The sequence below is a fragment of the Trichocoleus sp. FACHB-46 genome (assembly GCF_014695385.1).
Taxonomy (GTDB): Bacteria; Cyanobacteriota; Cyanobacteriia; order FACHB-46; family FACHB-46; genus Trichocoleus.
The window spans coordinates 113,664-126,702 of the sequence record NZ_JACJOD010000031.1 but is presented as its reverse complement, the minus strand read 5'-3'; the positions used below and the strand labels follow the sequence as shown (position 1 = coordinate 126,702).

General features: G+C 46.8%; 7 protein-coding genes. 5 read left to right on the top strand and 2 right to left on the bottom strand.

The genetic code is table 11. The features are described 5' to 3' along the window. Positions 1 to 500 precede the first annotated feature (500 nt). The 5 genes from hpsA to H6F72_RS18635 all read left to right on the top strand — a co-directional run bounded on the left by hpsA (position 501) and on the right by H6F72_RS18635 (position 9,793). The gene (gene hpsA / locus H6F72_RS18655) at positions 501 to 6,398 is read left to right on the top strand and encodes a hormogonium polysaccharide biosynthesis protein HpsA (protein ID WP_190438983.1); all 5,898 of its coding nucleotides are present in this window, start codon (positions 501 to 503) and stop codon (positions 6,396 to 6,398) included. Between the two features lie 36 nt (positions 6,399 to 6,434). Beyond that, positions 6,435 to 7,127, top strand: a complete 693-nt coding sequence (locus tag H6F72_RS18650) for a prepilin-type N-terminal cleavage/methylation domain-containing protein (protein WP_190438981.1) — start codon at positions 6,435 to 6,437, stop codon at positions 7,125 to 7,127. 87 nt (positions 7,128 to 7,214) lie between these two features. Next, complete coding sequence (gene hpsC / locus H6F72_RS18645) at positions 7,215 to 8,354, top strand: hormogonium polysaccharide secretion pseudopilin HpsC (protein WP_190438978.1); 1,140 nt, start codon at positions 7,215 to 7,217, stop codon at positions 8,352 to 8,354. A gap of 48 nt (positions 8,355 to 8,402) precedes the next feature. After that, complete coding sequence (locus H6F72_RS18640; protein WP_190438975.1) at positions 8,403 to 9,089, top strand: prepilin-type N-terminal cleavage/methylation domain-containing protein; 687 nt, start codon at positions 8,403 to 8,405, stop codon at positions 9,087 to 9,089. 146 nt (positions 9,090 to 9,235) lie between these two features. Then, a complete protein-coding gene (locus H6F72_RS18635; RefSeq protein ID WP_199299174.1) occupies positions 9,236 to 9,793 on the top strand; it encodes a type II secretion system protein in 558 nt (185 codons plus the stop codon). An 85-nt stretch (positions 9,794 to 9,878) separates the two neighbouring features. On the opposite strand, the gene glgB is transcribed toward H6F72_RS18635, so the two are convergent. Both glgB and H6F72_RS18625 read right to left on the bottom strand, forming a co-directional pair. Next, complete coding sequence (gene glgB, locus H6F72_RS18630; protein ID WP_190438969.1) at positions 9,879 to 12,182, bottom strand: 1,4-alpha-glucan branching protein GlgB; 2,304 nt, start codon at positions 12,180 to 12,182, stop codon at positions 9,879 to 9,881. Positions 12,183 to 12,664: 482 nt separating this feature from the next. Further along, on the bottom strand, positions 12,665 to 12,979 hold the full coding sequence (locus H6F72_RS18625) for a hypothetical protein (RefSeq protein WP_190438967.1): 315 nt from the start codon (positions 12,977 to 12,979) through the stop codon (positions 12,665 to 12,667). Positions 12,980 to 13,039: the final 60 nt, after the last annotated feature.

The following is a 13,039-nucleotide window of genomic DNA, read 5'->3' as shown; positions in this document are numbered from 1 at the left end:
CACTGACGACCACAATCACAGCTTTATCAAATTTATAAAAACTCAACGTTCTCAGCAAACTTTGCACAAGGCTGATAATTTTTTCAATACGAATGGGTAAGATAGTGACGATCGACTTTATACACAATCTTTACAAAGTTGTGATGAAGTTATACCCTATGCTCTCAAAGCAATAGTTCTTGTGTGTTTCCGGCCTGATGTTTGCCTGTATTGAAGGTCTATTCTCTGGATTACGCCTCCAACCGTGGGGAGTTAGAATCTATCTCATTCAGCAAGTTAACTGGAAACTTCATGTTGAAACATCCCTGCATTAGTGATTTTCCGGTTGATTCAACCCGTTCAAACTTGCTAAGACAGAGCAATCTACCTTGAGAATATTAAGACTTTATCTGTGCCTGCCTAATTGCGCGCAATTGCCGCAGCAAGCTTGCCTCTCTTCTATTTTTAGTCGCTTTTACTTTTAACTTACAGAACTTTTCATCTGGAACAGGAAAGCCACCATGCCAACTCGCAAACCAGCTACCCACAATAAGTTAACGAATTGGCTCCTACGCAGCCTACTCGTGGTTGGTCAGCGATCGCGCCTGACTAATTCCGGTTTTGTCTTGCCCACGGTGGTCATGGTGTCACTAGTAGTCGTCCTCTTAACGACCGCGCTTATCGTACGGTCTTTGGACCGCACTAAGAATGCGAGCAATGCCAGAGTTAACCAAGCTGCATTAAATGCTGCTGCTCCTGCGCTTGACCGTGCTAGAGCAAAATTGGATGCTCTATTTGAAGACCCCAACTTACCAAGGGCAACTCCAGCGGACCGTCGATTGCGCGACGTGATGGACGATTCGAAATACACCTTTCCTGATGAAGTGCGTCTTAAGTTGGTTGCTGATGCTAATAACAACAACACAATTGGAGAAAACGCTAATCGGACGGCAGGTGGTTACACCTTAGAAAATGATGAAACCAGCCGACAAGGTTGGAAGTTTCCAGTTGATACAGATAGCAATGGCCGCTACGATGCTTATACTTTTTATTCCATTGCTTGGCGACTACCACCTAGAAGACCAGATGGCACCTTTACCAGAGGTCGCTCTCCCTTAGAAGCTCGGACTCCGCCCATGTCAGTCAATAACATTGGTGGACAATGTGCGACTGCGGCCGGTACCAGTGCTTCCTTGGTTGGCAACTCCGGTTGGTATGCTAGCAATGGCAAAATTGTTAAGAGCTTTTCTGTATATGCTGCTACGGTCCCGATTGCTAGTGGCGACCCAGTTCTGACAAATAACCGCTATGAAGCTAACAACAAGAACAAAGGGATTTCGGTTCTAGAAGTTCAGCAAGATCGGAGTCGAGTTCCGCTAAATAATAACGCTGTTCTTTATGAAGATGATCTAGATATTACCCCTGGTCCTGAATTCAAACTAAACGGACGTGTTTTTACCAATAGCAACCTCTTTACAACTGGAGCTAACGTTACTCTTTTTCAGGTGAGTAGCCAGAACTCCTGCTATTACACAGAAGATAACAGCAGGATTGAAGTTGGCGGTAACGTTGGTAAGGGTCCGTTAACAGGTAACACCGTAACTGGTGACAATGTAGGCATTCACTTATTTAACAAACCTGGAGTGCGGCCTCGGGAGGATGTATTTCAGAATACTGACCAATCAACCACGAATAACCCTAGAGAAGTTGCTTACAATAGCAGAGCTTATACGCTGCGGATTGACTTTCTAGTACGTGCAGCTCAGCTACGAGCAGCAACCACTGACCCCCAAGAAGTAATAGCCGACACTGCGAGACGTCTAAGAGAAGACCCAGGTCTAGGTGTAGAGGCTCGGCGTAGGTCGTTAGAGCGGTATTTTAGAAACCGTACACGCCGGATCCCGTACAGTGAAGTACCGTTTGGGCAAGAGGCAACTTTAGCTGTTGGTACTACTTATACTACTGCTAGTGTTTTTACAGGACGGGATAATCCGTTACGTCCACCTGATGAGTGGGCTTTACCTGCCAACCTAACCACAGGAGCAAGTTTTAATAATTTAACTCTTGCGACTGCGAAGCCGGAAGCGACTGACCCAGAAGCGAGCAGAACAGATCTCGAGGAGGCTCGACTTGGCGATCGCATGCTTATTGGGAATGGGTTGCCTGCTACTTGGTTCAACGGTTTGAAATTCGTTGGTGAGGGTGTTGAGCAACTTGTCCGTAAAGCTGGCGGCACTCCAGAAAAGTGGACTGCTCGGAACACTATCGATCGCACCCGCAGTACACGGGTGGATGAACTGAGTGACTTAGGTGATACAGGTCGTAACGGCTTCTGGGAACAATCGGCGGCTCAAAGGCCAGAAGATAAGCTGCAAGCGGTAGGTGGTTTACGGGTTGTCACTGGTGCAGGTATTTATGCCCCAACCCCTGCTACCACCTTCTTACCTGCTCCACCCGACAGCAACCTTACAGATGATCCGGCAGCACCTGCTCCTCCCATCGCAACTTATAATGACCCAAACACACCACTGACCCAGGAGAGCTATCGGGTTGTTTGGCCAGACAGCATGCCCATGTCCCGTGCTGATGATCCAATCACGCCTATTGATGAGAGCATCCTGTCAGGGCACCTCAAGATGCGAGCTACTGCGGTGTATCACTATGACATTAGCCCGTATAACCCTGATGCACCTACAAATTACCAAACTCCTGTTGCTTGTGTTAGTAGCTATTACGACCCAACTAACGCTATAACAGCAAGAAATCGAACAGATTTAGGTTTGCCAGACGTCAGTGGTGGTATTGACACCACCGTGGTGGCTGATGGAGTGATTGACAGACTTTATAATGGTGACGCTCCAGGGGCACCGCTCACTACTCTAACCGGAGCTAGGTCGAACAACGGTGTTAGCTATATTCCTATTACTACATCTGCTAATATTGCTGTTGGTTCAGGTGCTAATGCAGCGGGTCTATTTTTACCAGAAGACAGCAATGTGGCAGTAGCAGGTAACTGGCGACAGAAGCTCAATTACCAAGCTAATTTGGTGTTCCCCAATGGACGTTTTGTAAATGAGCCACTCCGTAATGCTTTAAAGAATTTAGATGCACCTGGTGGGAAACCGCTGAGCTTAGCTGACCAGTCCGCAATTGACTCTAGTCTTTGCGGCTTAGACATTGCTAGCAATAGCCTGACTCCCAGTGAAGCAAGAATCCCACATGGAGCTATTAAAGAAGCGGCCTTCTTGGATGCGAGACAGGTTAAAGCCATTGAAGGACGCTCATTTGCGGTCACTACAGGCTCTTCTGCCGGAAATGTACGCACTTACACTGTCTCAAATCTCTCAGACGTTAGTGACACTGCCGTATTGACGGCCCGCATTAGAGTTGGTGATGTTGTTACCGTTCAAGGCTTTGCAGGCGGTGCCAATGAGACATTGCTCAACGTCGTTAAGGGTACTGTAACTGCAGTTACTCCTAACGTTGGCAATCCTGGTGGAACAATTCAAGTTACGGCTCTTGCGCCTGCTACTGTTAGTGCTACTACTTCAAGTAAGGCAGGAATTACGGAACTGCTGACAACTCGCTCTGACCTAGCGATAGAAGATCGGCAGCCCCTGGAAGTCCGTACTACTGTCATCGATCTAAATAGAATTCGCAGGCAACCGATCGCGGGGGGGCTATTCTCAGCGGCGTTAGGGATGCAGGGAGAATACGTGCTACCCAATAGCGGTATTATCTATGCCACTCGCGATGATGCTACCCCAGACTTGAGTGAGCCTCTGCCCACAACAGCAGGGCTGACAGATGAACAGCGGCAAGCCACACAGCAGCTTCTCAGCCCAGTGGATTATAGGCTCGATCCAGCTCGTCGTCCCAGTGGCATCATGCTGGTCAATGGCAGCAGGCTAAATCGGACAGACGACAATACCTATCGGGCTGAAGAGAAAGGTCTCATCTTAGCAACTAATCTACCTGTTTATGTTCAGGCAGATACCCTAAGAGGAACCACAGCTGCCCTTAAAGGGTTTAATCTACACGACCGCGAGGAGTTTACCCAACAGCTAGCTACTCGAGCTAACTGGACCGCAGACTATTTCTATAACACCCGCGCAACACTCGATCGTGAGTTCGCTTGCCGTCCTGGCACTCCGGGCCTCAATTGTGGCACAGGAGATTTCTGGCGGCCTGCTTCTGTAATTTCTGATGCTGTTTCTCTGTTGTCTGATAGTTTTGCGTTGGGCTACCGGGCTGATGGTGACTACGATCTCCGCAATAATAATCAAGATAACTGGGCCACAGTGAAGAAGCGCAGACAAAATGGTTTCTTCGATAACAACTTTGTCACCAGTCGCGCCTTTACGGATGCAGACTACAGAGGTAATCCTGACACCCCACCAACAACTTATCGTCCTAGCTCTTACTTCAACAACTTCGTCACTCCAATTCAGCGTCGGGTCAATACGCATGAGTACCTCATGGAGATGTGCGTTAAGGTGCCTGTCTCGTCTTGTGGACCGACGGATTGGTGGGTAAGACCTCCCAAAACCAATACTCCTGCTGATCTTGGCTTAAAAGCTACTCCTGCTGCTGCAACTGGAGCTCCCCTGAGTATTGGTACAAATGTGCTAGATACAGTGCACGCAGCAGGTACAACCTCTCAACCCGCCATACCCGAATTTCGTCAGTATGCTCGTCGTATTGCTTTTGCCCGCAATATCTATGGGGCGCTTGAATTTACGCCAATGATATCGGGCCCAAAGAGTGAGGCAACTGCAATTCCTATTGGAATTAGCACTGCTGGCGCGATCGCTAGATTTCCTTACACTACTTACGCTAGTGCTCCTCCCCGCACACAAGAAAACACATTGTGGTTTGCAGGTGTTAAAAACGTCAACACCGCAGCTAACGTAGGCTATGGCCAACCTGGCTATGCCCCCAACCGGACTTACGCTACAAATCAGCCCCTGTACTACCTACCCCCCGACAAAGGCGGCGAAAAGCTGATTCTGCCAGATACTCCTGAGATTCCAACTGTGCCTAGTCTCAATGGGCCAGGTACCACAGATCCTTCTGACTTTACTGTCTGCGTTAAAAATTCAGGTGAGTCGAACAAGTATCAAGTTACTGGCTTAAGTGGCACCTGTGCTACTCCAGACCTTACCAAAATCGAAGCGGCTAGGGATGCACTAGCAGGGTTAACGCCATCCCTTGGAACTTTGACCGGCAACACTCAAACCTTGACTGCATCCCGTGATGTCAACGTTTATACTTTGCCTAATGGCAACCCAACGATTAATGGTGGACAAACCATTACTTTAGAAGGTAATTCTGATTCCATATTCGTTTTTCAAGGTGGTGCTGCTGTTAACTTTGGTAGGGATGGTGATCCTGGCGTAACCTTGATTCTAAATGGAGTCAGTCCTAACAATGTCTTCTGGATTTCTAACGGTTCTGTGACGTTTGCGGATGCGGTAGGAACCCCGCATACGCTAGCAGGCAATTTTCTTGGTAAAACAGACGTGAAGGTAGGTGCTAATACGAAAATCTTCGGCGGTCGTTTGCTGGGCTTCGTCAATAACAGTCAAAGTATTCCGGCTAGCGCTTCGATTACAGCGGTTACTGCTGATGGACAGCCCTTAGTCACGCCTGTTCTTCAGACTCAAGTTACCACTGGTGGCCCTACAGACACCAATGATCTAAGCTCCATCACTAATAACAACGTTGTTAGCAACAACACTCGCTGGCAGCAAAGAGCTACAACCAATAACTTCAATTTGGTAATTGCAGCGGGTGACTCTCCAGCACGGGTAGCCAATATTGCTGATACAACTAACTCTTGGATTGAAGGTGGCGGGGGTTTACATAACTTCCCACGCTTCCTAGAAAATTGGACTAGGGTCAAAGCTAGAATCGCTGGTTCTTTTATTCAGATTAAGCGAAGCGCTTACGCAACTGCACCGTTCCAACCTGTGGTAGTATCTACAGCCGCTGGGTTTGTTGAGTCTAGTGATCCCCAAACTGCGACAGGCGTTAGTCTGTTCGGGGCTGATTATCGGCAGGCCTACAGAACCGATAACGGGGAGATTGGGAGCACCAGCTGGGGCAAACATCCTTACTACGAGCCACCAACTCGAGAATGGGGTTTCGATGTAGCCTTGCTGACTCAGTTGCCCGACTTGTTTGCTCAGCGATTCACTGCACCTACAGGTACTCGAGACGAGTTCTTTAGGCAGGTCGATCGCAGTGACGCTTGGGTACAAACGCTGTTGTGTGCAGCCCAACCTCAAGATCTCAGCAATGCTCAAGCCCGCCAATCTGGGGTGGCTCCTACTGGTACACAATTTGTTCCTGCCTTGCAGACCAATAACCCCTATCGGCCTGCTTGTACTGCTACCAACGCAGATTACAACCGTTAATCTTTAACTCAACAACCCTAGCTCTGGTGGTGGACTATGATGAAACACGTTCAAACCTATCTTTCAGGACGGCTAAAATCTCCATCCTCTAAACCCGATTCAGGTTTTACGATCATTGAGTCCTTAATGGCGATCGTTGTATTAACAGTGCTGTTGATCGCGATCGCCCCACCAATGGCCATCTCTGTGGCTTCCAGGGTCAGAGCTAGGCAAGTTGAGCTAGCCACTCAAGCAGGACAAGGATATATCGACAGCTTGCGCTCCGGTGCCATTAGCCCACCCGATAAAGCTCGCTGTGCAACTGATACCTTGCCTGACAGTGGCGATCCTTGCCTCGCGCCGCCTACAGCAGCGCTTCTTACTGATTCTGATCAGGGAACATTAATTAATGCCAACGGTAATATTAGTTTCACAGATCCTCAAGACTTTGTGATCCAGGCAATCCGCACTCGCACCAGCGCAGACACCAATACTGATGCAGTTGCTAGAGGGGAAGCAGCTAGACGAGAAGGCTATGGTCTATTAATCAGGGTTTACCGAGGAGATGCGGATGTTTTTAGAGGTGGTTCTGGCACCCCGAACACTACTCCTGTAGCAAACCTATTTACAGGTGCAACCGCTAAAGGGGGAGGGTTCCGTAATCGACCTCTTATCGTACTAAAAACTGACATTGGTACTCGGAGCACTAGCAGCAATATTCAACAAAGGGTTCCTACCAACCTTTACTAAGCACTTCTGGGTTTAGATTCACGATTCTTAGCACCAAACTCACCTGTACGAACCTCACGAAACCTAAAAGAGACAGAGGACTGCATTTTGTTTAACATCTTCAAATTTCTAGCCAGCAGTCAACAGCAGAGTTTAAAGCCAAAATCTAAAACCACTGGCTTTACTCTGATTGAGCTTTTAGTTGCCGTAATTATTTCTGGAATTGTCATTAGCTCATTACTAGCTTTCCTGGTCAACATCATGACTTCTGAGCGGAAAGAGCGAGCTAAATCCAATTCTGAGCAAGAGGTTCAGGCAGCTTTAGAGTACATGGTGCAAGATCTACAAGAAGCTGTATATGTTTACGACGCTTATGGCTTGAATGGCGATCCTAACGTTACAACTCAAACGCCGATTCGTAATCAAATTCCCCCAGTTAAACCAGTGACGGGTTGCAATAGCGCTGCAACTTGTGAGCCTGTCTTAGTATTTTGGAAACGAACATTTTTTAATAGAACGGATGAGGTGAATGAGGTTGGGACCGGTAGGGTGAGAGTAGGTTCCGTAACAGGTGACAATGATGCTTACGTTTATTCCCTTGTTGCCTACTACTTAGTTAAAAACCCTGCTGATAGTATTTGGTCCAATGCCTCACGTATTGCCAGATTTGAAATTCGAGACGGAATTCCGACAAATGGTAATACAGGTTTTGCAATTAATCCAGATTCAGGATTTGTTCCCTTCGATTTAGCCTCTGCGGATACGATACCCGCAGCTATGAACAAGTGGAAATCAGGAACTGCTCCCACTCGCTATACATCAGTTGCAACTCAGTCTTACGACAGAAACAACTTGCAAACCTTGGTGGACTATATTGATGACACCCGATACGACAGTACTGCTATAGCTCCACTTCACTCGATCAGTACTGATCCTACTCAAGGGATTCTAGATTGTAGAGCGCCAAATAGAGGGGCTTTGGGTGGTGATTTGACTGTTGCTACACAACCCGGTGCGCAGAGAATTCCTGCTAACTTTGAGACTGCTACCTCTGCCAAAACGAGCAGTTTCTACGCTTGCGTCAATTCTACAACCTCGTCAGTATTGCTGTATTTGCGGGGCAATGCGTTGGCGCGTCTGATTCAAGACCCCAGCAGACGTGTGGCTAACCAGAATAATCTAATCTACTTACCATCTAGTGAAGTACGGATCTTTGGACGCGGCTTCTTTGGTAACACTGACCAGTAAGCTTTGCTCTCCTCCTTCTGCTAGTCACCACTCTGTATAGACATTATTATGAAGAGTTTATTATCGCAGCCAGACCAGCAAGTATCTCCTAGGAAGGTTAGCTTTGAAAAGCTTGCTTTGAAATATTTATCGTGCGCAAAAACTTCAAAAATTTCTGGATTCACTCTCATAGAAATGCTGGTAGTAGTGATCATGATTGGGGCGTTGGCCGCGATCGCTGCTCCTGGTTGGCTGACGTTTGTAAATCGTCAGCGCGTAACTGCTGCTCAAGATCGAGTGATAGGTGCTTTACAAGAAGCTCAGCGCGAAGCTAAACGCCAAAAGAGAAGCTACAGCGTCAGCTTTCGCAATCAAAACCGAGTGCCGCAATACGCTGTTGCTCCTGCAGCTACACCCGACATTAGTAAAGGTTGGCAAAACCTTCTCAGCTCTGACAACATTAAACCAGGCCAACTTCTTGTCTACACTAATCTTCAATCTGAAAATAAAAAAGTTGCTTCTGCTGCTACTATAAACCCTACTGGTGTTATCACGTTTGATTACCGAGGTGTCCTTCCTCGTGATGCTGAAACAGGCTTGCAAATTGCTGTTGCTATTCCTCGACGTGATGATTTGACACAACCTGTCAGTGGTACGAAGCGTTGCGTTACTATAAAAACGATTTTAGGGACAATACAAGCCGAAAAAGATAATTATAATTCTTCTACTGAAAAGGGTTGTTATCCTGGTTCTTAAAAGGTTTTTCTAGGTTTTAATTTATTAGATTTTGAGCTTAAGACGTTAGCATTTAAGTTGTTCTATTTTTGTAGATCTCATATACTTTTGGGCATCCTGAAAACAGGTTACAAATAACCTGAATGACATTATCAGGGTGCTTTTTTGTGAAGATCAAAGGCTTTTATCGTCAGCTTTACTCCAAGCCTCAAAAGCCCTCTACCAAAGGTTTCACGGTTTTAGAACTTTTAGTTACTGTAGCAATGATCGGCATTGTGAGCGCGATCGCTGCACCCAGTTGGTTAGCTTTCATTAATAATCAAAGTCTTATTGCTACTCAAGACCAAGTTCAACGCTCACTTCACGATGCCAAGCGCAGTGCTAAACAAAACAAAGCCACTTGGCAAGTGAGTTTTCGTGAACACAATGGTACTGGTCAATGGGTTGTTCACCCTAGAAATGTCAATACCAACACCTTATCTTGGCGCAACTTCGATTCTAGGGTGAGCATCGACGCGAATGAAACTACTTTTCTTGAATCTGGTGGAGTTTGGCGGATCCAGTTTAACTACAGAGGGCATGTGAACGGACAGCTAGGACGGCTGACTCTCGTTTTACGCCAAGGTGGTAAAGCAAAGCGCTGCGTTATTACTTCTACGTTAATTGGAGCAATACGGACTGCTAAAGAGCGTCCAACTCAGCAGGATGGAAAATTTTGCTACTGAGGTTGGGGCTCTAACGCTCGTAAGAGTAGCAAAAGCAGCTATCCTACAAGCGTTATGAATTTAGTTTTGCACAGTTAGAGATTAGTTAAAATTGTTCTCTAGATCGAATAGCTGCTTCTGTTTTCTGGCGATCGAGCTTCAAAATAACGACGCCTAAAGGTGGCAGGCATAGATCCATTGAGTAGGGGCGATTGTGATAAGACCATTCTTCTGTCCATTTTCCGCCTAGATTACCCATGTTGCTGCCGCCGTACTTGCGGGCATCACTATTAAATAACTCTGTATAGAATCCTGCTTCAGGAACCCCAATGCGGTAGTGGGCATGCGGCTGCGGTGTAAAGTTGCAGATAGTAACTACGAAATCATCAGAGTCTTTGCCTTTACGAATGAAGGAAACTACACTGTGACGATTGTCGCTACAATCAATCCACTCAAACCCATCATTCGAGAAGTCTTGAGTATAAAGTGCAGGTTCAGCTCGATATAGGTGATTGAGGTCACCTAGGAATTGCTTGAGTTTTTGGTGCGAGTCGTGTTGTAAAAGGTGCCAGTCCAAATCAGCCCAAACATTCCACTCACTCCATTGGCCAAACTCCATACTCATAAATAGAGTCTTCTTGCCGGGATGCGTGAACATGTACGCATAGAGACATCGCAGATTCGCAAATTTTTGCCACTCGTCTCCTGGCATCTTGCCAATCATGCTACTCTTGCCATGCACGATCTCATCGTGAGATAGCGCTAGCATAAAGTTCTCGCTGAAGGCATACATGATGCTGAATGTGAGATTGTTCTGGTGGAACTGGCGAAACCAAGGGTCCATGTTGAAGTAGTCCAACATATCATGCATCCACCCCATGTTCCACTTGAGGTTGAAGCCTAAACCACCGACATAAGTAGGCCATGACACCATTGGCCAAGAGGTAGACTCTTCAGCAATGGAGAGCACACCAGGAAAATAACTAAAAATGGTGTGATTAGTTTGCCGTAAGAAATCAGCGGCTTCAATGTTTTCTCGGCCACCATATTGGTTGGGTAGCCATTCTCCTGGATTACGACAGTAGTCGAGGTAAAGCATGGAGGCGACTGCGTCTACTCGAATACCGTCAATGTGATATTTGTCGAACCAAAATAGGGCATTGGCTACTAGATAATTCCGGACTTCATGCCGACCGTAGTTGAAAACTAAGGTGCCCCATTCTTTGTGCTCACCTTTTCGGGGGTCAGCATGCTCATAGAGATAAGTGCCATCAAAGTTGGCTAGACCATGACCATCTTTGGGAAAGTGACCAGGTACCCAATCCACAATGACCCCGATGCCATTTTGGTGGCACTGGTCGATGAAATACATTAAGTCTTGAGGGGTGCCGTAGCGAGAAGTACAGGCGTAGTAGCCAATGACTTGATATCCCCAAGACCCATCGAAGGGGTGCTCGGCGATCGGTAGAAGCTCGATGTGGGTAAAGCCTAGCTCTTTGACGTAAGGAATGAGGCGATCGGCCAACTCTCGGTAGGTGAGAAAACGGGCTCCAGGCTTGAGGTCGGAAACGAGAACGACAGGCTCCGCTTCCCCATTGGGTAAGCGAGCGGGTTCAGCAGAGGAGCCATGTAACCAGGAACCTAGATGAACTTCATAAACTGAAATAGGTTGGGTGAGCGGTTCTGTATGACGACGCTGCTCCATCCAATCCTGATCGTTCCAGGTGTAATTATCTAAGTTAGTAACAATGGAGGCTGTTTTAGGCCGAATTTCTTGTTGAAAACCAAAGGGATCAGATTTTTCGTAGATATGTCCCGCTTGGTTTTTAATTTCGTATTTATAGCGATCGCTCTCTGCCAAGGCTGGAATGAATAGTTCCCAAATCCCGGAAGGACCTTTACGCATTTGATGCTTACGGCCATCCCAGTGGTTAAAGTCACCTAGAACAGAAACGTTACGAGCGTTGGGTGCCCAAACTGCAAAATAAACGCCTTTGACCCCTTCGACTTCTGTCAGATGTGCCCCTAATTTCTCGTAAAGGCGATGGTGGTTACCTTCAGCAAACAAATGTAGATCGAAGTCTGTGAGGTAAGGAGAACGAAAGGCATAGGGGTCGTAGATGACACGCTCATGATCCCCCTCTTGAATGCGTAATTGATAATTAGCTAACTCTGGAGTATCAATGGTGCATTCAAAGAAATGAGGATGATGAATGGGTTGCATCGCATGCTCTGCCCGTTCTTCTGGCAAAATCACCCAGGCTGCATCTGCATTGGGCAGATAAGCTCGCACGACCCAAACAGTTTGGCCATCCCTTTGTACAGCATGAGGGCCTAAAACTTCAAAGGGGTCATGGTGCTGATTCCAAACAATCCGCTCAATTTGCTCAGGGGCGACGGTCATTGACATGAAACTACCTACCTAAACGAGATTATTGAATGCGTTCCAAATCGGGAAAAAGGTTTTGTAATACGCGTGTGCTCTGAAATCCAGAGGCTCTTGTTTTAGTTGAGAGAAACTGAAGGCACTGAAAACCTTTGAAAGAATTAGCATCAACAGCGTACGCCCACTTCGAAAGTTGAATGGGATGGGGGTGTGTAACTGATAGCTGGCAAGGTGTATAAAACCCAAATGTAAAAATCAGGTAATGAACTGTAGTAAACCGTAGCAAATCATAGCTAAAGTCTCAAATCATCTGCCTAAATCCAGACATGTTTGCGGTGGTCAGGTAGGGTTTACTGGATGAGTTCTGGCTATTTCTCGGGTTAGGCAGGCAAATTTTGTCAGAGATATTAGGAAAAACTGGGCTCGCTGGTAGAGCTGAAAACTACGAAGGTGGGTGTGCGATCGCGAGCTCAATTGGCGCTCTCAGAGGGAAAAGATCTAGCTAGTCAGCGCAATAAGAAGGGAAAAAAGGTTCGAATAAACTGGCGTAAGCGTAGTAAGGTGATGGTTCGTCTGACCTGAGGAGACAACTTGGGATCAATAGGCGGTCCTGCTTCTAGTTGGGCTTGTAACTCAGCGTACTGTGCTGGAGTCAAGGACTTTCCATCTACGGGCGATCGCGCTTCAGTAATAATTTCCGTCCTTAGAATTTCTTCAGGGGTATCCTCCGCAGGGGGTAATGCATAAGCAAATTCAGTAGCTAAAGCAAACAAGCAGACGATCGAACCTAAGATAGAAGTAGCGCTGAGCCTCAAGCCCATAAGGAATATTTGTCTTTTATGGTTCATGCAGACAGCTTTTTCTGTCATCCTAAGCTACAA